General features: G+C 75.0%; 21 protein-coding genes. 13 read left to right on the forward strand and 8 right to left on the reverse strand.

What is annotated here, in order from left to right:
* Nucleotides 1-99 precede the first annotated feature (99 nt).
* Both meaB and LIX60_RS09100 read right to left on the reverse strand, forming a co-directional pair.
* A complete protein-coding gene (gene meaB, locus LIX60_RS09095) occupies nt 100-1,056 on the reverse strand; it encodes a methylmalonyl Co-A mutase-associated GTPase MeaB (protein ID WP_019706344.1) in 957 nt (318 codons plus the stop codon).
* A 64-nt stretch (nt 1,057-1,120) separates the two neighbouring features.
* Nucleotides 1,121-2,323 (reverse strand): acetyl-CoA C-acetyltransferase, encoded by a 1,203-nt coding sequence (locus tag LIX60_RS09100; protein WP_227957993.1) that lies wholly within the window; start codon nt 2,321-2,323, stop codon nt 1,121-1,123.
* Between the two features lie 172 nt (nt 2,324-2,495).
* Between LIX60_RS09100 and mce the strand changes: the two genes are divergently transcribed.
* The 5 genes from mce to LIX60_RS09125 all read left to right on the forward strand — a co-directional run bounded on the left by mce (nt 2,496) and on the right by LIX60_RS09125 (nt 10,679).
* Complete coding sequence (gene mce / locus LIX60_RS09105; protein WP_227957994.1) at nt 2,496-2,948, forward strand: methylmalonyl-CoA epimerase; 453 nt, start codon at nt 2,496-2,498, stop codon at nt 2,946-2,948.
* A gap of 274 nt (nt 2,949-3,222) precedes the next feature.
* Nucleotides 3,223-6,840 carry a polarized growth protein Scy gene (gene scy, locus LIX60_RS09110; RefSeq protein WP_308102036.1) on the forward strand — a complete coding sequence of 1,206 codons (3,618 nt, stop codon included), beginning with the start codon at nt 3,223-3,225 and terminating at the stop codon, nt 6,838-6,840.
* Nucleotides 6,841-6,964: 124 nt separating this feature from the next.
* Nucleotides 6,965-7,894: a cellulose-binding protein gene (locus LIX60_RS09115; RefSeq protein WP_227957995.1), complete on the forward strand. Its 930-nt coding sequence runs from the start codon at nt 6,965-6,967 to the stop codon at nt 7,892-7,894.
* A gap of 320 nt (nt 7,895-8,214) precedes the next feature.
* Nucleotides 8,215-9,444 carry an ABC transporter ATP-binding protein gene (locus LIX60_RS09120; protein WP_227957996.1) on the forward strand — a complete coding sequence of 410 codons (1,230 nt, stop codon included), beginning with the start codon at nt 8,215-8,217 and terminating at the stop codon, nt 9,442-9,444.
* Nucleotides 9,441-10,679, forward strand: coding sequence for an ABC transporter permease (locus tag LIX60_RS09125; protein ID WP_227957997.1), 1,239 nt, complete (start codon nt 9,441-9,443; stop codon nt 10,677-10,679). Before LIX60_RS09120 ends, LIX60_RS09125 begins: the two co-directional genes overlap by 4 nt.
* A 27-nt stretch (nt 10,680-10,706) precedes the next feature.
* Here LIX60_RS09125 and LIX60_RS09130 read toward each other — a convergent pair whose 3' ends face one another.
* The gene (locus tag LIX60_RS09130; RefSeq protein ID WP_227957998.1) at nt 10,707-11,054 is read right to left on the reverse strand and encodes an ATP/GTP-binding protein; all 348 of its coding nucleotides are present in this window, start codon (nt 11,052-11,054) and stop codon (nt 10,707-10,709) included.
* A gap of 244 nt (nt 11,055-11,298) precedes the next feature.
* Between LIX60_RS09130 and LIX60_RS09135 the strand changes: the two genes are divergently transcribed.
* A complete protein-coding gene (locus tag LIX60_RS09135) occupies nt 11,299-12,327 on the forward strand; it encodes an LLM class flavin-dependent oxidoreductase (protein ID WP_227957999.1) in 1,029 nt (342 codons plus the stop codon).
* A 99-nt stretch (nt 12,328-12,426) separates the two neighbouring features.
* Here LIX60_RS09135 and LIX60_RS09140 read toward each other — a convergent pair whose 3' ends face one another.
* The gene (locus LIX60_RS09140) at nt 12,427-12,819 is read right to left on the reverse strand and encodes an SCO5389 family protein (RefSeq protein WP_227958000.1); all 393 of its coding nucleotides are present in this window, start codon (nt 12,817-12,819) and stop codon (nt 12,427-12,429) included.
* Nucleotides 12,820-13,025: 206 nt separating this feature from the next.
* Here LIX60_RS09140 and nucS point away from each other — a divergent pair, with 206 nt between their 5' ends.
* On the forward strand, nt 13,026-13,688 hold the full coding sequence (gene nucS / locus LIX60_RS09145; RefSeq protein ID WP_019709987.1) for an endonuclease NucS: 663 nt from the start codon (nt 13,026-13,028) through the stop codon (nt 13,686-13,688).
* Between the two features lie 40 nt (nt 13,689-13,728).
* Here nucS and LIX60_RS09150 read toward each other — a convergent pair whose 3' ends face one another.
* The 3 genes from LIX60_RS09150 to LIX60_RS09160 all read right to left on the reverse strand — a co-directional run bounded on the left by LIX60_RS09150 (nt 13,729) and on the right by LIX60_RS09160 (nt 17,539).
* Nucleotides 13,729-16,467 carry an ATP-binding protein gene (locus LIX60_RS09150; RefSeq protein ID WP_227958001.1) on the reverse strand — a complete coding sequence of 913 codons (2,739 nt, stop codon included), beginning with the start codon at nt 16,465-16,467 and terminating at the stop codon, nt 13,729-13,731.
* Between the two features lie 377 nt (nt 16,468-16,844).
* Nucleotides 16,845-17,168, reverse strand: a complete 324-nt coding sequence (locus tag LIX60_RS09155) for an STAS domain-containing protein (RefSeq protein ID WP_227958002.1) — start codon at nt 17,166-17,168, stop codon at nt 16,845-16,847.
* 191 nt (nt 17,169-17,359) lie between these two features.
* Nucleotides 17,360-17,539 carry a hypothetical protein gene (locus tag LIX60_RS09160; RefSeq protein ID WP_227958003.1) on the reverse strand — a complete coding sequence of 60 codons (180 nt, stop codon included), beginning with the start codon at nt 17,537-17,539 and terminating at the stop codon, nt 17,360-17,362.
* A gap of 218 nt (nt 17,540-17,757) precedes the next feature.
* Between LIX60_RS09160 and LIX60_RS09165 the strand changes: the two genes are divergently transcribed.
* The 5 genes from LIX60_RS09165 (at nt 17,758) to LIX60_RS09185 (ending at nt 21,502) form a co-directional block, all read left to right on the forward strand.
* Nucleotides 17,758-18,330 (forward strand): cob(I)yrinic acid a,c-diamide adenosyltransferase, encoded by a 573-nt coding sequence (locus tag LIX60_RS09165; RefSeq protein ID WP_043459643.1) that lies wholly within the window; start codon nt 17,758-17,760, stop codon nt 18,328-18,330.
* A 300-nt stretch (nt 18,331-18,630) separates the two neighbouring features.
* Entirely contained in the window at nt 18,631-18,834 is a 204-nt protein-coding gene (locus tag LIX60_RS09170) for a DUF5708 family protein (protein WP_227958004.1), read from the forward strand.
* A 92-nt stretch (nt 18,835-18,926) separates the two neighbouring features.
* The gene (locus LIX60_RS09175) at nt 18,927-19,679 is read left to right on the forward strand and encodes a response regulator transcription factor (protein WP_227958005.1); all 753 of its coding nucleotides are present in this window, start codon (nt 18,927-18,929) and stop codon (nt 19,677-19,679) included.
* A gap of 97 nt (nt 19,680-19,776) precedes the next feature.
* Complete coding sequence (locus LIX60_RS09180; protein WP_227958006.1) at nt 19,777-20,397, forward strand: hypothetical protein; 621 nt, start codon at nt 19,777-19,779, stop codon at nt 20,395-20,397.
* Complete coding sequence (locus LIX60_RS09185) at nt 20,390-21,502, forward strand: beta-ketoacyl synthase N-terminal-like domain-containing protein (RefSeq protein WP_227958007.1); 1,113 nt, start codon at nt 20,390-20,392, stop codon at nt 21,500-21,502. The genes LIX60_RS09180 and LIX60_RS09185 overlap by 8 nt, the downstream gene beginning before the upstream one ends.
* A gap of 80 nt (nt 21,503-21,582) precedes the next feature.
* Here LIX60_RS09185 and LIX60_RS09190 read toward each other — a convergent pair whose 3' ends face one another.
* Nucleotides 21,583-23,031 carry a class I adenylate-forming enzyme family protein gene (locus LIX60_RS09190; protein WP_227958008.1) on the reverse strand — a complete coding sequence of 483 codons (1,449 nt, stop codon included), beginning with the start codon at nt 23,029-23,031 and terminating at the stop codon, nt 21,583-21,585.
* Nucleotides 23,032-23,117: 86 nt separating this feature from the next.
* On the opposite strand from LIX60_RS09190, the gene fabG reads away from it, so the two are divergent.
* A complete protein-coding gene (fabG, locus tag LIX60_RS09195) occupies nt 23,118-23,825 on the forward strand; it encodes a 3-oxoacyl-ACP reductase FabG (protein WP_227958009.1) in 708 nt (235 codons plus the stop codon).
* Nucleotides 23,826-23,922 lie beyond the last annotated feature (97 nt).

The following is a 23,922-nucleotide window of genomic DNA, read 5'->3' on the forward strand; positions in this document are numbered from 1 at the left end:
CCCCGTGGCACCGGCCGCCGGCCGCCGGCCGCCGCCTCCGGTGCGGGCCCTGCCCGGCCCGGGCCGGCCCCGCGCCCGGGCCCGGGCCCCCGGAGTCCGTCAGCTCTCGGTGACCCCGGCGACCAGCTCGTCCGCGGCCGTGTACGGATCGAGCGTCCCGTCCACGATCCGCTCGGCCAGCGCGCCGAGCCGCCGGTCGCCGCGGAGGTCGCCGATCCGCTCCCGCAGCGCGGTCACCGCGATCGTCTCCACCTCGTGGGCCGCACGGGCCCGGCGCCGCTCGGTGAGCGCGCCGCGCTCCTCCATCCAGGCCCGGTGCTTCTCCAGCGCCTCGACGACCTCGTCGACGCCCTCGCCCCGGGCCGCGACGGTCTTGACGATCGGGGGACGCCAGTCCCCCGGCGACCGCGCCTCGCCCAGGCCGAGCATGTGGTTGAGCTCCCGGGCGGTGGCGTCGGCCCCGTCCCGGTCGGCCTTGTTCACCACGTAGACGTCGCCGATCTCCAGGATCCCGGCCTTGGCCGCCTGGATGCCGTCCCCCATGCCGGGGGCCAGCAGCACCACGCTCGTGTCGGCCTGCGAGGCGATCTCGACCTCGGACTGGCCGACGCCGACGGTCTCCACCAGGACGACATCGCAGCCGGCCGCGTCGAGCACCCGGATCGCCTGCGGGGCGGCCCAGGCCAGCCCGCCGAGATGGCCGCGGGTGGCCATCGAGCGGATGTAGACGCCGGGGTCGGAGGCGTGGTCGCCCATCCGCACCCGGTCGCCCAGCAGCGCGCCGCCGGAGAACGGCGAGGAGGGGTCGACCGCGAGCACCCCGACCCGCTTCCCGGCCCTGCGGTACGCGCTGACGAGCGCCGAGGTGGAGGTGGACTTGCCCACCCCGGGCGAGCCCGTCAGCCCGACCACGTACGCGTTGCCGGTCAGCGGCGCGAGGGCGGCCATGACCTCACGGAGCTGCGGCGACGCCCCCTCCACCAGTGAGATCAGCCGGGCCACGGCACGCGGGCGGCCCTGCCGCGCCTGCTCGACCAGGGTGGGGACGTCGGCCATCGGTCACTGCTCCGTCTCTGTGGATCTCTTTCGGGCCCCCGCCGGGCGCGGCGGGGGCCGCGGGTCACTTGCCCGGGACGCGGACGATCAGGGCGTCGCCCTGGCCGCCGCCGCCGCACAGCGCCGCCGCGCCGGTGCCGCCGCCGCGCCGCTTGAGCTCCAGCGCCAGGTGGAGCACGACGCGGGCGCCGGACATGCCGATCGGGTGGCCGAGGGCGATGGCGCCGCCGTTGACGTTGACCTTCTCCGAGGTCACCCCGAGGTCCTTCATGGACTGCACGGCGACCGCGGCGAACGCCTCGTTGATCTCGATCAGGTCCAGATCGTCGACCGTCAGGCCGTCCTTGTCCAGCGCGTGCCTGATCGCGTTGGCGGGCTGGGACTGCAGGGAGTTGTCCGGGCCGGCGACATTGCCGTGGGCGCCGATCTCGGCGATCCACTCCAGGCCCAGCTCCTCGGCCTTCGCCTTGCTCATGACGACCACGGCGGCGGCGCCGTCGGAGATCTGCGAGGCGCTGCCGGCGGTGATGGTGCCGTCCTTGGCGAAGGCGGGCCGCAGCTTGCCCAGCGACTCGGCGGTGGTCTCGGCGCGGATGCCCTCGTCCTGGGAGAAGATCACCGGGTCGCCCTTGCGCTGCGGGATCTCGACCGGGGTGATCTCCGCCTCGAAGAGGCCGTTCTTCTGCGCGGCCGCGGCGCGCTGGTGGGAGGCGGCCGCGATCTCGTCCTGCTCGGGGCGGCCGATGCCCAGCCGGGTGTTGTGCTTCTCGGTGGACTCGCCCATGGCGACGTTCTCGAAGGAGTCGGTCAGCCCGTCGAGCGCCATCGAGTCGAGGACCTGCACCGCGCCGTACTTGTAGCCCTCGCGGGACTTCGGCAGCAGGTGCGGGGCGTTGGTCATGGACTCCTGGCCGCCGGCCACGATCACGTCGAACTCACCGGCGCGGATGAGCTGGTCGGCCAGGGCGATGGCGTCCAGGCCGGAGAGGCAGACCTTGTTGACGGTCAGCGCGGGGACGTTCATCGGGATGCCGGCCTTCACGGCCGCCTGCCGGGCGGGGATCTGGCCGGCGCCCGCCTGGAGCACCTGCCCCATGATCACGTACTGCACCTGGTCGCCGCCGATGCCGGCCCGGTCCAGGGCGGCCTTGATGGCCACCCCGCCGAGGTCGGCGCCGGTGAAGCTGCGCAGGGAGCCGAGCAGACGCCCCATGGGCGTGCGGGCCCCTGCGACGATCACAGAAGTGGTACCGGTCGTGGCAGTCATGGTGCGGTCCCTTCGGACGGGATCAAGCCTTCCGGGGGGATGCGGCAGGGCCCCGGAAGGGTTAACGAGGGTTTCCGTCAATGTACTGAGCGGTATGGCCCCGGGTCACCGGTCGGCGGGTGTGATCGCGCGCACGTTGCGTAGTCGCATGTGAGAGGGGTGCACTGGTCTCATGCTGACGCGTATCGACCACATCGGAATCGCCTGCTTCGACCTCGACAAGACCGTGGAGTTCTACCGCGCCACCTACGGCTTCGAGGTCTTCCACTCGGAGGTCAACGAGGAACAGGGGGTGCGCGAAGCCATGCTGAAGATCAACGAGACCTCGGACGGCGGCGCGTCCTACCTGCAGCTCCTGGAGCCCACCCGCGAGGACTCCACCGTCGCGAAATGGCTGGACAAGAACGGTGAGGGCGTGCACCACATCGCCTTCGGCACGGCCGACGTGGACGGCGACGCCGCCGCGATCCGGGACAAGGGCGTCCGCGTCCTCTACGACGAGCCCCGCACCGGCTCCATGGGCTCGCGGATCACCTTCCTCCACCCCAAGGACTGCGGCGGCGTGCTGACCGAACTCGTCACCGCCAAGGGGACGGAGGGAAGCGAGGACCCCCACAGCCACTGACCTCATATCGCCCCGGCCGGTAGAGTGGCCGTTCGGCCGGGGTTGTGAGGCCGGCGCAGGTTCCACGGCTGTGCCCCCTTCCCCGCCGATGATCTGACACCATTCCCCGGAAGGCGGCGTTCGGTTCAGGGAACCCTTCTCGGATTGAAGGCATCCTTGTTTCGGAACGTACCTTCCTACGGAAGGGCTGTTGCCGATCGAAGAACGGGCCGGCGCCTGGAACGGGCAGGGCAGCGCCGGTGTCGACGCGACCAGGGGACGGATGGACCGCGCAGTGCGGGGCTACGACCGCTACGAGGCTGACGACCACCTCTCGAAGTTCGAAGCCGAGATGGAGCGGCTGAAGACCGAGCGGGAGAAGGCCGTCCAGCACGCCGACGACCTCGGCTACCAGGTCGAGGTGTTGCGCGCCAAGCTGCACGAGGCGCGCCGCACCATCATGTCCCGGCCCGCCTACGACCACGGCGATCTCGGCTACCAGGCCGAGCAGTTGCTCCGCAACGCCCAGATCCAGGCCGACCAGCTCCGCACCGACGCCGAGCGCGAGCTGCGCGAGGCCCGCGCCCAGACCCAGCGGCTCCTGCAGGAGGTCGCCGAGCGGCAGGCCCGGCTGGAGGCCGAGCTGCACACCGAGGCGGTCGAACGCCGCCGCCGGCTCGACGAGGAGCTGGCCGAGCGGCGGCAGACCGTCGAGGCGCACGTCAACGAGAACGTCGCCTGGGCCGAGCAGCTCCGCGCCCGGACCGAGGCCCAGGCCCGCCGGCTGCTGGACGAGTCCCGCGCCGAGGCCGAGCAGTCCCTCGCCGCCGCCCGCGCCGAGGCGCACCGCCTCACCGAGCAGGCCCGGGAGCGGCTGGGCAGCCAGGCCGAGTCGGCCCGCTCCGAGGCCGAGCAGATCCTGCGCCGGGCCCGCACCGACGCCGAGCGCCTGCTGACCGCCGCCTCCAATCAGGCGCAGGAGGCCACCGACCACGCCGAGCAGCTCCGCACCTCCACGGTCGGCGAGTCCGAGCAGGCCCGCCGCCAGGCCTCGGAGCTGACCCGGGCCGCCGAACAGCGCATGAAGGAGGCCGAGGAGGCGCTGCGCACGGCGCGCGCCGAGGCCGACCGGCTGCGCGAGCAGGCGGAGGCCGAGGCGGGCAAGAAGCTCAGCAGTGCCGAGTCCGCCAACGAGCAGCGGATGCGCACCGCCAAGGCGGAGATCGCCCGGCTCGTCAACGAGGCCACCAAGGAAGCCGAGACGATCAAGGCGGAGGCCGAGCAGCTGCGGGCCGACGCCCGGGCCGAGGCCGACCGGATGCGCGCGGAGGCCGAGGAGGCCGCCCGCTCCAAGGTCGCCGAGGACTCCGCCGCCCAGCTGGCGAAGGCCGCCCGCAGCGCCGAGGAGCTGCTGACCAAGGCGGAGGAGGACGCCAAGGCCACCACCCGCGCCGCGGCCGAGGAGGCCGAGCGCATCCGCCGCGAGGCCGAGGCCGAGGCCTCCCGGCTGAGCAGCGAGGCCGCCGACGCCGCCGAGCAGGTCAAGGGCGCGGCCAAGGACGACACCAAGGAGTACCGCGCCAAGACCGTCGAACTCCAGGAGGAGGCACGGCGGTTGCGCGGCGAGGCCGAGCAGCTGCGGGCCGACGCCGTCGCGGAGGCCGAGCGGCTGCGGGGCGAGGCCCGCCGCGAGGCCGTCCAGCAGATCGAGGAGGCCGCGAACCAGGCCGAGGAGCTGCTGGCCAAGGCCAAGGCCGACGCCGAGGAGCTGCGCAACAACGCCGGCTCCGAGAGCGAGCGCGTCCGCACCGAGGCCATCGAGCGCGCCACCACGCTGCGCCGGCAGGCCGAGGACGCCCTGGAGCGCGCCCGGGGCGAGGCGGAGGAGCTGCGCAAGGAGGCTCTCACCCAGGCCCGGAAGACGGCCGACCAGGCCGTCGAGGAGGCCACCCAGCTCCGTGAGGAGGCCGAGCAGGCCGCCCGCGACCGCCGCGCCGAGGCCGCCGAGGAACTGACCCGGCTGCACACCGAGGCCGAGGAGCGGGTCACCACCGCCGAGGAGGCGCTGCGCGAGGCCCGTACGGAGGCCGAGCGGCTGCGCCGGGAGGCCGTCGAGGAGACGGACCGGCTGCGCACCGAGGCCGCCGAGCGGCTGCGCACCCTCCAGCAGCAGGCGGAGGAGGACGCCGAGCGGCTGCGCGCGGAGGCCGCGGCCGACGCCTCCTCGGCGCGTGCCGAGGGCGAGTCGGTGGCCGTGCGGCTGCGGACGGACGCCATGGCGGAGGCCGAGGAGCTGCGGGCGCAGGCCCAGGAGACGGCCGACCGCATCCGCGCGGAGGCGGCGGCCGCCGCCGAGCGCACCGGCGCCGAGGCCGCCGAGGCGCTGAACGCCGCCCAGGAGGAGGCCGCCCGCCGCCGCCGGGAGGCGGAGACGCTGCTCGGGGACGCCCGCGAGGAGGCGGACCAGGAGCGCCGCCGGGCCCGGGAGCAGTCCGAGGAGCTGCTGGCCTCCGCCCGCAAGCGGGTCGAGGAGGCGCAGTCGGAGGCCGCCCGGCTGCTGGAGGAGGCCGAGCGGCGGGCCGCCGAACTGGTCGGCGCCGCCGAGCAGACCGCCCAGCAGGTACGGGACTCGGTGGCCGGGCTGCACGAGCAGGCCGAGCAGGAGATCGCCGGGCTCCGGTCGGCCGCCGAGCACGCGGCGCAGCGCACCCGCGAGGAGGCGCAGGGCGAGGCGGACCGGGTCCGCGCGGACGCCTACGCCGAGCGGGAGCGGGCCTCGGAGGACGCCACCCGGCTCCGGCAGGAGGCGCGCGACGAGACGGACGCCGCCAAGTCGATGGCCGACCGCACGGTCTCGGAGGCGATCGAGGAGGCCGAGCGGCTCCGCGCCACCTCCCGCGAGGAGGCCAATAAGCGGCGCTCGGACGCCGCCGTGCAGGCGGACCGGCTGCTGGCGGAGGCCACCGAGGAGGCGGACCGGCTGCGCCGGGAGGCCGCCGAGGCCGTCACCTCGGCCCAGCAGCACGCGGCACGCACCCGCGCCGAGGCGGCCCGCACCAAGGCGGACGCGGAGGCGGCCGCCGAGCGGCTGCGCCGCGAGACGCAGACGGAGGCGGACCGGGTGCTCGACGAGGCGCGGAAGGCCGCGGCCCAGCGCCGGTCGGACGCGGCCGAGCAGGCGGACCAGCTGGTGGAACGGGCCCGCGAGGAGGCGCTGCGCGCGGCGACGGCGGCCGAGGAGCAGGCGGACACCATGGTCGGCGCCGCCCGCCGGGAGGCCGAGCGGATCGTCGGCGAGGCGACGAACGAGGGCAACGGCGTGGTGGAGCGGGCCCGTACCGACTCCGACACCATGCTGAGCGAGGCCCGCCGGGACGCCACCGCGATCCGGGAGCGGGCCGAGGAGCTGCGGACCCGGGTCGAGGCCGAGATGGAGGAGCTGCACGAGCGGGCGCGCCGGGAGGCCGCGGAGGCGGTGAAGTCGGCCGGCGAGCGGGTCGACAAGCTGGTCACGGCGGCGTCCGAACAGGTCGCGGAGGCCGAGAAGAAGGCGGAGAAGCTGCTCTCGGAGGCCAGCAGTGAGGCCAGCAAGGTCCGTATCGCGGCGGTGAAGAAGGCCGAGGCGCTCCTCAAGGAGGCGGCGCAGAAGAAGGCGGAGGTCGAACGCGAGGCCGAGGCGATGCGCGCGGAGGCGGCGGCCGAGGCGAAGCGGACGGTCGACGAGGGACAGCGCGAGCTGGATGTGCTGGTCCGCCGGCGCGAGGACATCAACGCCGAGATCTCACGGGTCCAGGACGTTCTGGAGGCCCTGGAGTCCTTCGAGACGCCCGGTGCGGCCGGGGGCGCGAACGGGGTCAAAACGGCCGCGGCAGCGGGGGCCGCTCGTTCGGGTGGCAAGGGTTCCGACAGCTAGCCACTCAAAAGAGGGGTCATTCTCCACATCAAACCGTCAATGACTCGATGACACGCCGTACGGCGGCCTAGGATTCGGTCTATCACCTCACCGGTCTCTTTCAGTCTCTTTCGACAGGAACCCCATGAGCGACACTTCCTCCCCCTTCGGCTTCGAGCTCGTGCGGCGTGGATACGACCGCGGCCAGGTGGACGACCGCATCACCAAGCTCGTCGCCGACCGCGACAGCGCACTGTCGCGCATCTCCGCTCTGGAGAAGCGGATCGAGGAACTGCACCTCGAGACGCAGAACGCCCAGGCCCAGGTCAACGACTCCGAGCCCTCGTACGCCGGTCTCGGCGCCCGGGTCGAGAAGATCCTCCGCCTCGCCGAGGAGGAGGCCAAGGACCTGCGGGACGAGGCCCGCCGCGCCGCCGACCAGCACCGCGAGCTGGCCGAGTCGGCCGCGCAGCAGGTCCGCAACGACGCCGAGAGCTACGCCAACGACCGCAAGCAGAAGGCCGAGGACGAGGGCGCCCGGATCGTCGAGCGCGCGAAGGGCGAGGCGTCCACGCTCCGCGCCGACGCGCAGAAGGACGCCCAGGCGAAGCGCGAGGAGGCCGACGCCCTCTTCGAGGAGACCCGGGCCAAGGCCGCCCAGGCCGCCGCGGACTTCGAGACGAACCTCGCCAAGCGCCGCGAGCAGTCCGAGCGCGACCTCGCCTCCCGCCAGGCCAAGGCCGAGAAGCGGCTCGCGGAGATCGAGCACCGTGCCGAGCAGCTCCGTCTGGAGGCGGAGAAGCTGCGCACCGACGCCGAGCGCCGCGCCCGCCAGACGGTGGAGACCGCGCAGCGCCAGGCCGAGGACATCGTGGCCGACGCCAACGCCAAGGCCGACCGGATCCGCAGCGAGTCCGAGCGCGAGCTGGCGGCGCTCACCAACCGCCGCGACAGCATCAACGCCCAGCTGACGAACGTCCGCGAGATGCTGGCCACGCTCACCGGCGCGGCCGTCGCCGCGGCCGGCAACCCGGACGACGAGACCGCCGGCGTCCCGGCCCAGCAGCGCGGCTGACCCCGCCCCGGCCCGTACGCGGCCGGACGGACGGGCCGTCCGTCCCGTCCCGCCCCCGAGCCCATGCCGTGCCCCCCGCCACCCCGGGTGTCGGGGGGCACCGTGGTGTCCGGGGGGCGGCGCGGGCCCGTGCCGTACCCCCGGGCCGGGTCAACACGCCCCGCCGCGCGGCCCGTTGCGGGGCCGGGGCAGGCTCCGCGGTGGTGCCCGGCCCGTTCGCCGGTAGTCTCGTGGGACCTCAGGGGGCACCACACCACTCGGACTGCGCGCCGGACCACCGGACCCGCGCGGCCCCCGACCCATCCGGCGAGGGGCGGAGCATGATCGAGGCAGTCGGCCTGACCAAGCGCTACGGCGCCAAAACGGCCGTGTACAACTTGTCGTTCCAGGTACGGCCGGGGGCCGTGACCGGTTTCCTGGGGCCCAACGGCTCCGGGAAGTCGACGACGATGCGCATGATCCTGGGCCTGGACGCGCCCACGGCCGGGCGGGTGACGATCGGCGGTCATCCGTTCCGCAGACTGCCCAACGCCCCGCGCCAGGTCGGCGCGCTGCTGGACGCGAAGGCCGTGCACGGCGGGCGCAGCGCCCGGAACCATCTGCTCTCCCTCGCCCAGCTGTCCGGCATCCCGGCCCGCCGGGTCGACGAGGTACTGGGCGTGGTGGGCCTGCAGGACGTGGCCCGGCGGCGGTCGAAGGGCTTCTCCCTCGGCATGGGGCAGCGGCTCGGCATCGCCGCGGCCCTGCTCGGCGATCCGCAGGTGCTGCTCTTCGACGAGCCGGTCAACGGCCTGGACCCGGAGGGCATCCTCTGGGTGCGGAATCTGATGAAGGGCCTCGCGGCGGAGGGCCGGACGGTCTTCGTCTCCAGCCATCTGATGAGCGAGATGGCGCTGACCGCCGATCACCTGATCGTGATCGGCCGCGGGCAGCTGCTCGCCGACATGAGCGTCCGGGACTTCATCGCGCACCACTCGGCCGGGTTCGCCCGGGTGCGGACCCCGGTGGACGCTCCGGAGCAGCGGGAGAAGCTGACCGCCGTGCTGAGCGGGGCGGGCGGCCACGTCCTTCCCGAACAGGACGGCGCGCTGCGGGTGTCGGGCCTGCCGCTGCCGCGGATCAGCGACCTGGCGCACGAGGCGGACGTCCGCCTCTGGGAGCTCTCGCCGCACCAGGCCTCGCTGGAAGAGGCGTATATGCAGATGACGCAGGGGGCGGTCGACTACCGCTCGACCCTCGACCCGCGGGCCGGCCTGCGGGCGGCCGTACCGGGCCCGGCGGGTCCGGGGTACGCCCCGCAGGGCGGTTACCTGCCGCAGCCCGGTTACGCACCGCAGGGCCACCCGGGCCAGGCGCCGGGCCAGGCGCCGCCGCCGGGCGGCTTCCCGCCGCCCGGGACGGCCGCACCCGGGCCGTTCCCGGGACCGCCGCAGCCGAATCCGTACGCCGCGCCGCAGCCGGTTCCCGCCGTGCCGCCGGCGTCCGCCGCGCCGAACGGCGCCGCCCCCGGCCCCGACCTGACGAAGCGTGACACCGAGGAAGCCCGATGACGACCCCCTCCCAGCCGCAGCCCGGAAGCCCGGCCACCCCGCCGCAGGACCAGCCGTCCGCGCCCCCGGCGAGCAGCACACCGGAGCAGCGGCCCCCGGCCGCACAGCCCGCCCCCGGACCGCGGGACACCGTGCGACTCGCCCCGGAACGGCGGGCAGGGGACCAGCCGTCGCAGGACCGGGGAGAGGACCCCCGCGGCCACCGGCCGGCCACGGAGACACCGGCACCGGCACAGCCGCGGGCGCAGCAGTCCCCCGGGCAGGCCCCGGCGGTCCCGCCCTCCGCCGCACCGGGACCGTACGGGCAGGCCCCCGCCCCCGTACCGCCGCAGCAGATGCAGCACCCGGACCAGCACCAGCCGCACGCGCAGCCGCACCAGCCGTACGGCGCCCACCCGCAGCAGGGGCACCAGCAGCCCGGCGGCCACGGGCCGCTGCCCGCTCAGGGCGGGTACGCCTCGCCGATCCCGGTGCGCGACGCCCATCTCGGGCACGCCATCGCCGCGGAGTGGACCAAGATCCGCTCGGTCCGCTCCACGGTCTGGACGCTGGCCGTCCTGGCGTTCCTCGTGCTCGGGATCGGCTTCCTGATCAACGTCTTCACCGACGACGGCGACTACGGGACCCAGGCACCCATCGCCAACGGCCTGTTCGGGCTGATCCTCGGCCAGATCTGCGTCGTCACGCTCGGCGTGCTGGTGATCACCTCGGAGTACGGCACCGGCCTGATCCGCACCACCCTCACCGCCGCACCCCGGCGTTCCCGGGTGCTGACCGCCAAGGTGCTGGTCTTCCTGGCGGTCTCGTGGACGGTCACCACGGCGGTCTGCACGCTCACCGCGCTGATGGGCGCGGGGATGCACAGCGGGCCGGGAGTGGCCTCGGCGGACGGCGGGCAGTGGGCCGGGGCGACGGTCCTCGCCGGGCTCTATGTCTCGCTGCTGGGCCTGCTCGCCCTCGCCGTCGGCACCCTGCTGCGGCACTCGGCGGGGGCCATCACGGCGATGCTGGGCGTGGTCCTGCTCCCCGCGATCCTGCCGGCGTTCCTCCTCTTCTCGGAGAGCATGCGGCCCGCGGCGGAGAAGATCCTGGAGTACAACGCCATCAACTCCCTCGCCGCGCTGCACCGGGTCAACGACGGCGGCGACGGGCTGAGCCAGCTCCTGCTGCTGGCCGTCGTCACGGCGGTCGCGCTCGCCGGCGCCTACGCCGCGCTGGAGAAGCGGGACGTCTGAGGCCGGCCCGGGAGGCCCCGCCGGGGATCAGTACCGGGGCGCGTTACGGGACCGCTGCACCCGCGTGGTGCGGCGGTCCCGGGCGTTCCAGCACGCCCGGTGCCAGTGCCGCCGGTCGTCGACCGGCCCCAGCTGCGCCCAGGCCACCACGTGCGGCTGCCCCTGCGGGATCTCCTGGTCGCAGCCGGGGCAGCGGTACCGCTTGGCCGCGGTGGAGCCGCCGACCGGCCGCACCACCCACTCCTCGCCGCGCCAGCTCTCCGTTCTGCCCCAGGCGCCGAACGGGGTCTCCTCTTCCTCCCCCTCGCGGCGGCCGCCGCCGTACGGTGTGGGCTTGCTGCCGCCGCCCCGGGGGCGGTTACGACGGGGGGACACGGGCTGCACCTCGCGGGGTATCCGAAGGGTGGACGGTCTGCCGCCCCCCAGCCTACGCGCCGGGCCCGCCCCGGTACCGGATCCGCAGAAAACCGTATCACCGCCTCCGATCGCCCGAAATCCTCGGAATCCCCAATAACCCAGATAATCAGCAGAACTTCACGGGAGACCGTGCCCTTGGCACGTGTCGGGCGTTGTTGCCGATAGGGGAGGCAGCACGCCGTCCGCGAGGAGGCAGAAGGCGATGCAGGTAGGAGTTTTTGTACTGGCCGCGCAGTTCCCCGGCCAGGGAGCGGACGAGGCGCTGCGCCGCGCCGTGTGCACGGCGGAGGAGGCGGAGCGGGCGGGGCTGGACGCGGTCTGGCTCGCCGAGCACCACTTCGTGCCGTACGGGGTGTGCCCGTCCGCGGTGACGCTCGCCGCGCTGCTGCTCGGCCGCACCCGCCGGATCGGGGTCGGCACCGCGGTCAGCGTGCTGCCGACCACGCACCCGGTGGCGCTCGGCGAGCAGACGGCGCTGCTCCACGTCCTCTCGGGCGGGCGGTTCACCCTCGGTGTCGGCCGCGGCGGCCCCTGGGTGGACCTGGAGGTGTTCAACGCGGGCCTCGCGGCCTACGAACGGGGCTTCCCCGAATCGCTGGACCTGCTGCTGCGCTGGCTGCGCGAACCCCGGGTGGCGGCCGACGGCGAGCGGTTCGGCTTCCGGGAGGTGCCGGTGGTGCCGCGCCCGAGGGAGCTGCTGGAGCCGGCCGAGGGCCCGCCGGTGGTCGTGGCCTGCACCTCGCGCGCGAGTGTGCGGCTCGCCGCCGAGCGCGGTCTGCCGATGCTCCTGGGCATGCACTGCGGGGACGAGGAGAAGGCCGGCATGGTCGCCTTCTGGCGCGACTGCGCCCGGGAGGCGGGCCGGCCCCCGGAGGAGATCGCGGCGGCCGGTCATGTCTCGGCCGGTGTGGCGCAGATCGGCGACTCCCGCGACCATGCCGCCGAGGCGCTGCTCAAGGCGATGCCCGGCTGGCTGCGCCAGGGACTGGAGGCCCATGTCACGGTGGACGGCCGGGAGCGCCGGATGCGCGATCCGCGCGCGTACACCGAACTCCTCTGCGCGCTCCACCCGGTGGGCCCGCCGCGGCTCTGCGCCGACCGGCTCGCGGCCACCGCCGAGCGCACCGGCATCAGCCGGTTCGCCCTGCTGGTGGAGGGGTCGGGAGATCTCGCGGCGACCGAGGAGAACGTCCGGCGGCTGGGCGCCGAGGTGCTCCCCCTGCTCACCTGAGCCGCGGCCTCCGTCCACCGCACCTCGGCACAGCACGGCACGGCACCGCGCCGCCCCGCGACCGGAAACGTTCCGGGTGCGGGGCGGCGCCGGGAGCTCTCAGCAGTCGCGCAGCCGGGGCGACTGGTTCAGGATCTGGCCCCGTACGGAGGTGAAGCGCGCGAGCCTCTCGTCGGAGGTACCGGCCGTCGGGAAGACGGCCACCCGGTGGCAGTTCTGGAACGCCAGCCGGACCCCGAAGTGCCGCTGCAGAGCCCCGCGTATCGCGTCGCTCGCCAGCGCTCGGAGCAGCTGGCCACGCGCCTGTTCGTCTGGCGGCGGCACCTGGTTGTCGGCGAACTCCCCGCCGTCGACCTTGAGCTGGGCCACCAGAGAGCTGATCATCTCCCATGCGTACGGCAGGGAGGTCCGGACGCAGTCGACGAACTCCGCTTCATCGACCTCCCCTCGCTCGGCCTGTTCGAGCAGGGCCGGTGAGACGTCCAGCGACATGGGGTTCTCCTCTCGCACCCCCGCAGGGGGTCCTCGGACGGCGAAGGGGAGCCGCGACGGAGCGTGCCCGGACGACGACTTCCCGCATCCACGGTATGCCGCTCCCTCCGGCCGCACCAGGAGAATGGTGACAACCAGCCAGCCGCCGAAGGGGCCCATCCAGGGCGAATCGCGTGGAGGCGGGACGGTCGAGTAGCGTGCGGGCCATGCGTCTCGTCATCGCTCGCTGCTCCGTCGACTACGCGGGCCGGCTCACCGCCCATCTGCCCTCCGCGCCCCGGCTGATCCTGGTCAAGGCCGACGGCAGTGTGTCCGTCCACGCCGACGACCGGGCCTACAAACCCCTCAACTGGATGTCTCCGCCGTGCACCCTCAAGGAGGGTGACGACGCCGTGTGGACGGTGGTGAACAAGGCGGGCGAGAAGCTCATCATCACCATGGAGGAAATACTCCACGACTCCTCCCACGAACTGGGAGTTGACCCGGGCCTGATCAAGGATGGCGTGGAAGCGCACCTCCAGGAACTCCTCGCCGACAGGATCGAGACACTGGGCGAAGGCTATGCGCTGATTCGGCGTGAATACCCCACTGCCATCGGGCCGGTGGACATCCTCTGCCGGGACGCCGACGGCGGGACCGTCGCGGTGGAGATCAAGCGGCGCGGCGAGATAGACGGTGTCGAGCAGCTCACCCGGTACCTCGAACTCCTCAACCGCGATCCGCATCTGGCGCCGGTACGGGGCATCTTCGCGGCCCAGGAGATCAAGCCGCAGGCCCGGGTGCTCGCCACCGACCGCGGCATCGGCTGCACCGTGCTCGACTACGACGCCCTGCGCGGCATCGAGGACGACAAGCTCAGGCTCTTCTGAGCCCGCGCGCCCAGCCCCCGGCGCCGCGCGGCACGCGGCCTCAGATGACCGGGGGCTCCTCGCCGGTACCCGTCGCCCCGCCCGCGTCGGCGGGCGTCGACGCGGACATCGGCGTTGTCCCGGAGGTCGAGGCCGACGCCGTGCCGCCGCCGACCGGGGAGACGGGCGCGGGCTCGCTCGCCGTGTTGGTGGTGCCGCCGCTCGCGGTGGGCGAGGGGCTGGTCGGCTCCTCGCCGGTCGGGTCGTCCGTCGGTTCCCCGGAAGGGGATTCCTCCGGGGGTTCGCTCGTGGGCGGCTTCTTGGTGGGGGTCGAGTTCCCCGAGCCGCCCGTCGATCCGCCCGAGCTTCCCGATCCCCCGGAACCGCCGGAGGAGCCGCCCGGCCCCGTCGTCCCGGACGCGCTGGGGCCGTCGCTCTCCGAGGGGCCGCCTTCCCCCGAAGCACTGGGGTCGGGGCTCTCCGACGCCGGCGCGTCCGTTCCGGCCCGGCCGCTCTCCACCGGCTCCGGGCCCCGGGTGGAGTCCTCGGTCGGCTCCTCGGCGGGGAGGCCGCCACCACCGTCGTCCTCGTTGGCGGACTGCTCGGAGATGACCCGGTCGGGGGGCCCGTCCTCGCCCCCGGAGGTGGCGCCGAGGGTCACCACGGTGCCCAGGACCGCGGTGAGCAGGGCCCCGGCGCTCACGGCGGCGATGTTGCGCCGGGCGCCCTTGAGCAGGGTGAGGGGGCGGCCGGGTCCCCGGCCGGAGCCCTTGGCGGTGCCGGGCCGGCCACCCGCTGCGGCACCCGCGCCGCCGGCCACCAGCGCCGGCGTCACGGCCGTGGCACCGGTGTCCGATGCCCGGCCGGCGGTGAGTGCGCCGAAGGCGCTGGTGACGGCACCGGGCGGGGTGGCGGACTCCTCGGCGTGCGCGGCGGGGATCTCGTCTCCCGGCACCGCGCCACCCGCCGCGTGGTCGAAGCCGCCCGCCTTGTCCTCGACGAGGGCGAGCGCCCGGCGGCCCGAGACGGCACCGCGCCGGTCCGCGAGGACGCCGCGGAGCGCGATGGACGCCTCCAGCTCGGCGCGGGCCCGGTCGAGCTTGCCGGTGCAGAGCGCGAGGACGCCCAACTCGTGATGGAAGTACGCCTCTTCGGCGACCTCCCCGGAGATCCTGGCGGCCTCCTGTCCGTGCCGCAGGGCGCGTTCCCAGGCGCTCCAGTTCAGCGCGGCGGCCAGCACGGGTGCGGCCGTGCGGGCCAGCAGGACGGCGGTGCTCGGGTGGCCGGGCTCCTCACCGGAGACGAGGACGGCCATCGCCGCGAGCATGGCCTCGGACTCGGCGGCGGCCCGCTCAGGGAGGACGGACGGGTGGCCCGCCCACCAGGCGTAGTGCCGGCCGGCGAGGTGTGCCCGGTCCGCGGTGCCCTCCCCGTAGCCGGCGGCCTCCAGCTGGGTGGCGACGCCGGACGCGAGGCGGTAGTGCCCGGCGACCGGGGTGACGAGGCCGCAGGCGAGGAGTTCGCCGAGCGCGGCGTCGGCGTGGCTGTCGCCGGCGAGCGCCGGGAGGTGGGCGTGGTGGGGGCAGTCGCCGCCGAGAGCGAGGGCCAGTCGCAGCGTCTCGCGGGCGGATTCGCTCAGCCGGGAGGCGAGCAGGGCGGCGGGCGCGGCGGCCTCGGCGAGGGTCGGCAGCGGTACGGCCACCGCCGCCGCGGCCTCGGTGCCCTCCGGGCCGCTGACGGAGTCCACGGCGGCCGGTCGGTCCTCGGCGCCCTCGGTGTGCGGCTCGTCCTCCGGGCCGGGGCCGCCGAAGGCGCCCGGGTCGGCGCGGAGGGCGTCCCGCTGCCTGAGCAGGGCGCCGGCCTGGACGAAGCGGAGCGGCAGGCCCTCGGACTCGAACCACAGGTCTCCGGCCCAGGCCTCCTCGTCCTCCTCCAGCGGCCGGTCCACGACGTGCCGGAGCAGTTCGGTGCAGGCGCCGCGGCTGAGGCCGGGGAGGAACACCTCCTCCACGTGCGCGTCGGCGGGCGGGGCGGCCACGTCGGGAGTGGCGGAGAAGAGGAAGGCGCACTCGGGGGTGGCGTCGAGGAGTTCGCCGAGCGCGGAGCCCCCGCACCCGAGGTCGTCGAGGACGACGACGGCGCCGATGCCGCGGACGTGGGCGAGCAGGTCCTCGCGGGCGGGCCGGTGGCCGGGGGCGTCGTACACCGCGTCGAAGAGGTCGTACAGCAGGTCCGAGGCGGTGCGGCCGTGGCCGGAGAGCCGGACGACCCCGTCCGGCGCGAGGTCGGTGCACTCCTCGGCCACGGCGTCCAGCAGGACGGTGCGGCCGGAGCCGGAGGGGCCGGTGACGCGGACGGACCGGCCGCGGGCGAGGAGGCCGCGGAGCCGTATCCGCTCCTCGGCGCGCTCCAGCAGCGGGGTGGCGGAGGCGGCGGGCACGGCCGGGCCGGCGGGCACCGGCGGCGGGGTGGCACGGCCGCGGCGGGCGCGCTCCGCCGGGGTGCGGCGGGCGGGGGCGGCGGGGCGCCGGTCCGGCGGGCAGGCCTCGACCTCGCTGCCGTCGAGCGGGTTGACCGTCAGCAGGTACTCGCCGGCGGTCAGCGTGGTGGTGCGGACGGGCGCGGGGGTGGGGGCACCGGCGACGAGCTCGGAACGGGCGGCCTTGGCCGGGACGGGCAGCGCGGCCTCGCGCCGGTGGAACTCCGGAGGGCCGGGCGTGCCCTCGGCGTCGTGCCGTGCGCCCGGACGGTCGTCGTGGTGGTGGCCGTGCTCGTCCGGCCCACGGTGGTTCGGGTCCATGGTGAAGCCCCCAGGTACGTCGCGTGCCGATGCTCTCCCGGCCGGTCACTCCCCCGGCGGGGGCCGGGGGGTGCCCCCAGCCGTCGCGTGGTCCGGGGGGCGTCGCGGAGTGTGGGATGCCGCGCGTCCCGCACTTTAGACGGTCGTACGGGCTCCGGGAAACAGCGGGAGGGCCTGCGAACGCGAACGTCATGTGTTTGTGAGGTAAAGCGGCAGTCGCACTGGTCACGGCAGTGCGCACGGGGCCCCTCACGGCACCGCCGGGCCCGCGGATTGCGGAGCGGGAATCCGGCGCGGAAGCGCGCCGTGGGGGAGAGGGTGCCGCCGTGCCGGGACGGAGGCGGCCGGGGAACCGCGTTCCTCCGGCGGGCGGGCGCTCAGACCCGGGGCAGGGCCTCGGCGGCGAGGCCGCCCTCGATGGCGAGGATGCGGTGCAGACGGGTGGCGACAAGGACCCGCTGCAGCTGCGGCGGCACACCGCGGAGCACGAGCCGCCGGCCGGCGCGGCCGGCCCGCCGGTGGACTCCCATGATCACGCCGAGTCCGGTGGCGTCCCAGGAGTCGAGTTCGCTGAGGTCCAGCAGCAGGTCGCCGCGGCCGGAGTCCACCGCCGTATGCAGGGCCGCGCGGGCGTCCGCCGCGCTGCGCACGTCGAGGCGGCCGCCGACGACCAGCTCGGCATGGTCGCCCCTGATATGCATATGCGCTCCCGGAAAGTGCTGCGGTGGCCTGGTCGGAACGGCCCGGTCAAGGTCTACAGAACTGACTACCTCTCAGGCAGCATAGTTGCCATCTGTAAGCGAACCGATACGGATTTCACCCGGGTGGGTGATCCGGAGGTGCGCTTCCGCCGCGGAAGGTGTAGTACTCCGCGGGCATTTCGGCGCCGGGATCACCGGCACCGGTCCCGCGGCGCGTCGCCGGCCGCCACGGCGGCGACGACGGTGTTGCGGAACTCCCGCACCGACTTCCCGCACCGGTCCTCGTCCATGCCCGGGTGCCGGTGTGACGCCGGGCGCTCGGCGCCGGCGGCGGGCACCGCGGCCGCGCTGACGGCGGGATGGTCTGCCACTGTCCCGCCTCCTCACACCTGCCTGTGCCGGTCCGTGCCGGCACGGTCGCCGGCGGGAGCCGCGACATCTCCCACTCGGGACCCTAGCGGCCGCCGGGGGCCGGTCGAAAGGCCAAGAGACGCGCATCACGTCTCACATGACGGACCTCACACCGCCGCGCGCACCGCGCCCCGGGGCGCTCGACGACCGCCGCCCGGGGCGGCCTTAGGCTCGGGCCATGGTCAACCTCACCCGTATCTACACCCGTACCGGCGACGACGGCACCACCGCGCTGGGCGACATGAGCCGCACCGCGAAGACCGATCTGCGGATCGCCGCGTACGCCGACGCCAACGAGGCCAATGCCGTGATCGGCACGGCCATCGCCCTGGGCTCGCTGCCGGAGGAGGTCGTCAAGGTCCTGGTCCGCGTCCAGAACGACCTCTTCGACGTGGGCGCGGACCTCGCGACCCCGGTGGCCGAGAACCCCCAGTACCCGCCGCTGCGGGTGGAGCAGAGCTACATCGACAAGCTGGAGGCGGACTGCGACCGCTTCCTGGAGCAGCTGGAGAAGCTGCGCAGCTTCATCCTGCCCGGCGGTACGCCCGGTGCCGCGCTGCTCCACCAGGCGACCACGGTGGTACGGCGGGCCGAGCGCTCGACGTGGGCGGCGCTGGAGGTGCACGGCGAGATCATGAACGCGCTGACGGCGACCTACCTCAACCGCCTCTCCGACCTGCTGTTCATCCTGGCCCGGGTGGCCAACAAGGAGGTCGGGGACGTGCTGTGGGTGCCGGGCGGCGAGCGCTGAGGCAGCCGGGCCGGCGCACGGCCGGCTGTACCGGCGGCGCAGGTACAGCCGGTACAGCCGCAACCGCGCCGGGCCGGCGCCCCCGCCGGCCCGTCCCCGCGACCGTCCCGCACCGTTCCGCGCCCGCCCCGTACCCCGGCCCGAACCGGCCCGTCGCGCAAGCCCGTTGCCGCCGTCCCGTGCATCGAAGGATGTAGCCGGACTCCTCCGGCGGGCGGACGACCTGCGCCTTCACCGCTCCTAGTCTGGAGACAGACGCCGGATGTCACAGACAGTCAAACCGGAGGAGAGCGGTCAACGATGGCTTCATCCATGAAGAACCTGATCGAGGGCGCCATCACGTTCGTGGTGGGTCTGGCCCTGTGGCTGTTCACCGGGGACGTGGAGATCCCGGTGTTCACCCTCACCAAGGTCGGGGTGGTGCTGATGTTCGTGGGCGGTGCGCTGCTCATCGTCGGCCTGTACCAGTCCGTCACCGGGTCCGGCACGGTCAAGGACACCTGAGCCCGGCCGCGGCCGGGCCGCCGCATCCGAGGATGACCGGGTCCGGGCCGGTCCCGGTCCCCGGGCGGGCCGGACGTCACGAAGGGCGGAACGTGATACGCGTCGTGGTGGTCGACGGCGAGGCGCTGGTCAGAACGGCGCTGCGGCAGATCCTGCAGTCCACCGACGGTATACGGGTGGTGGGCGAGGACGACGGCCGCGGAGCGGTCGCCACCGTGGCGGAGACCGCGCCCGATGTCCTGCTGCTGGGTGCCGGAGGGTCCGTGGGCGACGGGACGGCCGTGCTGCGGGGCGTGCGCGCCCTGCCCGCTCCGCCCGCCGTCGCCCTGCTCACACCGGCCGACACGGGCGAACGGATGGTCCACGCGCTGCGGGAGGGCGCGGCGGGCCTGCTGTTCCGGGACATCGCCCCGGCCACCCTCGTCGACGCGGTGCGCGTGGTGGCGGCGGGCGGGACCGTGCTGGCCCCGGCCGTCCGCGGCGCCGTCATCGACGAGTACCTCGGTGTCGGCGCCGCCGGTACCGGCGCGGCGCCGGGCATGCCGGCGGCGGCCGGGCGGCTGACGTGCCGTGAGCGCGAGGTGCTGGCGCTGGTGGCCACCGGGCTGTCCAACGCGGAGATCGCCGCCTGCCTCGACCTGGGCACCGGCACGGTCAAGGACCATGTGAGCGCGCTGCGGCGGAAGCTCGGCGCGCGCAACCGGGTGACCGCCGCGGTCGCCGCCCACCGGCTGGGCCTCGTCCCGGCCCCCCAGGACGCCGTGAGCGCACGAACCCCCGCGTGCGCTCACGGCTTCTCCCCCGCCCCGCGCCCCCGGGCCGCCCGGGAGGCCGGCTCGCGGTGACGCCCCGCAGGCCGGCCGGAACCTTTGACACACCATGACTCTGCACTCAAGATGGCGTGAAACAGTATGACTATCTTGGGCGAGCAAGGGGGACTTGATGGCGGCCCGGATACATCGAACGGGAGACATACCGGCACGGATAGCGCTGGCTTCCACCGACCAGGAAGTACTGGCCACCGTGTCGAGGGCGACGGGGGAATCCCTGCTCGCCGGGGTGCCCGTGCTGCGGCGGACCGCCGGTGAGGCGGTGTCGGCCGTGCTGGAGGCGGCCTTCTCCTTACTCCCGGAGCCGCTGCGCTCCACCGCGCCGCTGTACGTGCTCTGCGACGACTACAGCGTCTTCGCGGCCCGCCGGCTCGTCGAGCGCTGCCACGACCGGGAACGGCGGCTCCGCCCCTCGGACTCCGTGCGGCCGGAGACCTCGGAGCTGGTACGGCCGTATCTGACCGCCGCCGGGCACCGGGGCAACTGCTATCTGCTGGCCGGTGTGCCGGCGCAGTCCGTGCTGCGGCTGGCCGCCACCGCCGACCACCCGGCGGCCGTGATCTGCGAGCCGGCCGTGCTGGCCGGTGACGACCCGCTGGCCCCGGGCTCGCTCGCGGTCGCCGCCGTCTGGGGCGCCGGCTCCCCGCCCGCCCTGCCCCCGGACACCGTCGCCACCCCCTCCGCGCTGCTCACCGCTCTGTCCTCGACCGAAAGGCAGTGGGCCCATGCGTGACGACATCGTCATCAGCGGCATCGGACTGCTCACGGCGTTCGGCCGCGGCACCGGCGCCTACTGGCGCGGGCTCGTCGAGGGCCGCTCGGCCCTGGCCCCCGCGCGGCGCTTCGCGGCGGACTGCTACCGGGGCGAGGCCGTCGGGGAGATCTCCGGCTTCCCGGCCGGCGGCCCGGCGCGCAAGCAGGCGTACACGCTGGCCGCCGCCGAGGACGCCCTGCGGGCCGCGGGCCTGGGCGCGCTGCCCGACCGCTCCCTGGTGGTCCTGGTCGGGCAGTCGCCGCTGCGCGGGGACGGCGGACTTCGCGAGGAGCAGGACGAGTTCATGGGCCCGGTGCCGGCCGGGGTGCTGGAGGGCGGGCACTCCGTGCACATCACCCAGGCCTGCGCCTCGACGGTCTTCGCGATCAGCCTGGGCCGGGACGCGCTGCGCTCGGGGGCGGCCACCACCGTCGTGGTGGCGGGCGGGACGGCGCTCAACCGCTACGAATACGCCAGCATGGCCGTCGTCCGCGCCATCGACCGGACGGCGGCACGGCCGTTCGACACCGGGCGCGCGGGGATCTCCCTGGGCGAGGGCGGCGGCGCCATCGTCCTGGAGCACGGCAGCACGGCCCGCGCCCGGGGACTGGCCCCGGACACGGTGGTGGCCGGGGCCGCGTGCCGGGTCTCGGCGGGCAAGGCCGTCGCCTCGGACGCGGACGTGGTCGCCGGCTGCCTGCGCGACGCGCTGGACGACGCCGGGGTGGAGCACGCCGACTACGTGCACGCGCACGCCACCGGCACCCCGCAGGGCGATGCGGCGGAGCTGCGGGCGATCGAGGAGGTCAGCGGCCGGACGGGCACCAGATCTCTGCCGGTCAGCTCGCACAAGGGCGCGGTGGGGCATCTGCTGCACATCTCGGGGGTGCCCGCGGTGGCCGCCGCCGCGATGGCGCTGCGCACCGGGGTGGTGCCGCCGACCCCGGGCCTCTCCGCGCCGGAGGAGACGCGCCGGGTGGTGCTGCCGCGGAGCGCGCTGCCGGTGCCGGGGATGGCGGCGGCGGTCGTCAACAGCTTCGGCTTCGGCGGCAACAACGCCTCCCTGGTGCTGCGCCGTTCCTGACGCGCCCGGCGCCCCGGCCCCGGCCCCGGCCCCGGCGCGGGCCGCCGGGGCCGGGGCCGGCGCCGGGCGGTCCGCGCCGCTCAGCCGGCCCCGGTCAGCGCGTGCCGGTCGCCCGTGCCGATCAGTTCGCGCAGGGCCGCGGTGTCCACCTTGCCGTTGGGGTTCACCGGGAACCGCTCCACCACGTGGACGGCGTTGGGCTGTTCGAACTCGGCCAGGTGCGGGGCCATCCGCCGGCGCCAGTCCAGCGAGGCTCCCGCCTCCGGGTCGGCGACGAAGAAGTGCAGGGCGTGCCCGCGCCGGGGGTCGCGGACCGCGACCACCTTGACCTGCCGCCCGCAGCTCTCGGCCTTCCGCTCCAGGCTCTCCGGGAAGAGGGTGTGGCCGAGCCGGTGGACCGCGTGGTGGCGGCCCGTGACGTGCAGATTGCCGTCCTCGTCGAGGCGGCCGAGGTCGCCGGTGCGGTACCACGCCTCCCGGTCCACCGGGGTCAGCTCCCCCTCGCCGGTGAGGTATCCGGCCATCAGACCGGGCGAGAGCACCTCGATCTCGCCCGGCTCCCCGGGGGCCGCGAGCCGGCCGCCGGGCGCCCTGACGCGCACCCGGACGCCGGGCAGCGGACGGCCGCAGCCCACCGGGCGGCCCGGGGTGGCCAGGGCGACGTTGCCGAGTTCGGAGAGGCCGTAGCCGTCGAGGAGCGGCCGTCCGAGGGCGGCGCGGAACGCCTCGGCGAGCGGCTTGTCCAGCGGGGCGCCGCCGACTCCCCAGATCCGTACGCCGTCCAGGCCGGGGCGGACCGCCGGGCGGCGGCGCACCAGGCCGAGCAGGGCGTGGTACGTGGACGGGGCCGCGTCCACGGCGGTCACCCCGTGCGCGGCGGCCAGGGCGACGGCCCGGTCCAGCCGCTGGTACGGGGTGACGACGAGGGTGCTGCCGGAGAGCCACCACAGCAGGATCACCGAGAGGCCGTACTGGTGGGAGAAGGGCAGCAGCGGGGCGAGGACGTCGCCGGAGCGGTAGCCCATGCCGGCGAGGGTGCGTTCGGTGTTGTCGCGCACGGCCGCGCCGGACTTGACGATGCCCTTGGGTCTGCCGGTGGTGCCCGAGGACCACAGCACGACCGCGTCGGGCCGGGCGAACCAGCCGGCGGGGTCCGGCCGTCCGGGCAGGGGCGCCAGGCCCTCGCCGAGCCCCGGGTAGCTCAGGACGTGGGTGCCGGGGGGCGGGGCGGCGGGCGGTGTGCGGCAGAGGAGCCACCGGGCGCGGGCCTGTTCGGCGGCGGCGCGGGTGCCGGCCGCGGACTGCCCGTGGTCCACCGGCACGACGCAGGCGCCGAGGTGGGTCAGGGCGAGCAGCGCCACCACGTAGCCGGTGGAGTTGTCGCCCTGGATCAGCACCCGGTCGCCGGTGCGGACGCCGTGTTCGCGCAGCGCCCGCGCCGCGGCGAGTATCCGCCGGTCGAGCGCCGGTCCCTCCAGTACGCCCTCCGCGCCGGCGAGGCGGGGCCCCGGGGCTTCCGTTCCGGGCATGTGATCCTCCACGGGTCTCCACGAGTCAAGCAGAGTCAATGTCAGTTATACTAGAGTCACATATTGCCGATGTCCGGGGGATCGCCATGACTCAGCCGCGTACCGCTCTCGTCACCGGCGGCAACCGGGGCATCGGCCTGGCCGTCGCGGAGTCGCTGGCCGCGGCGGGCCACCGGGTCGCGGTCACCCACCGGGGCGGCGCCCCGGAGAAGCTGTACGGGGTGCGCTGCGACGTCACCTCCCCCGAGGAGGTGGAGGAGGCGTTCACCGCCGTCGAGCGCGACCTCGGACCGGTCGGGATCCTGGTGGCGAACGCCGGCATCACCTGGGACACCCCGTTCGCGCTGATGACCGAGGAGCGTTTCGGGCGCGTCATCGACACCAATCTGGTCGGCGCCTACCGCTGCGCGCGCCGCGCCGTGCCGGCGATGCTGCGGGCCCGCTGGGGCCGGATCGTCTTCATCGGTTCGGAGGTGGGTCTCTCCGGCAACGCGGGCCAGGCCAACTACGCGGCCTCGAAGGCCGGTCTGGTCGGTCTCGCGCGCTCGCTCGCCCGCGAGACGGGGCGCCGCGGCATCACCGTCAACACCGTCGCCCCCGGCTTCGTCGACACCGACATGACCCGCGGTCTGCGGGAGCAGCACCGGGAGGAGATCGTCGCCCGCAACCCCGTGCCGCGCATCGGCACCCCGGCCGATGTGGCGTCGGCCGTGGCCTGGCTGGCGGACGAGTCGGCGGGCTACGTCACCGGGGCGGTGATCCCCGTGGACGGCGGGATGGGGATGGGCGGCTGAGCGCCGGGCCGGGCACCGGCCGGGACGGGGCGGACGGCCGGAGACCGGGTGATCGGGGGCCGGGTGATCAGGGGCCGGACGATCGGAGCCCGGCCGG

It is taken from the genome of Streptomyces sp. S07_1.15, from assembly GCF_020739505.1.
GTDB lineage: Bacteria > Actinomycetota > Actinomycetes > Streptomycetales > Streptomycetaceae > Streptomyces > Streptomyces xinghaiensis.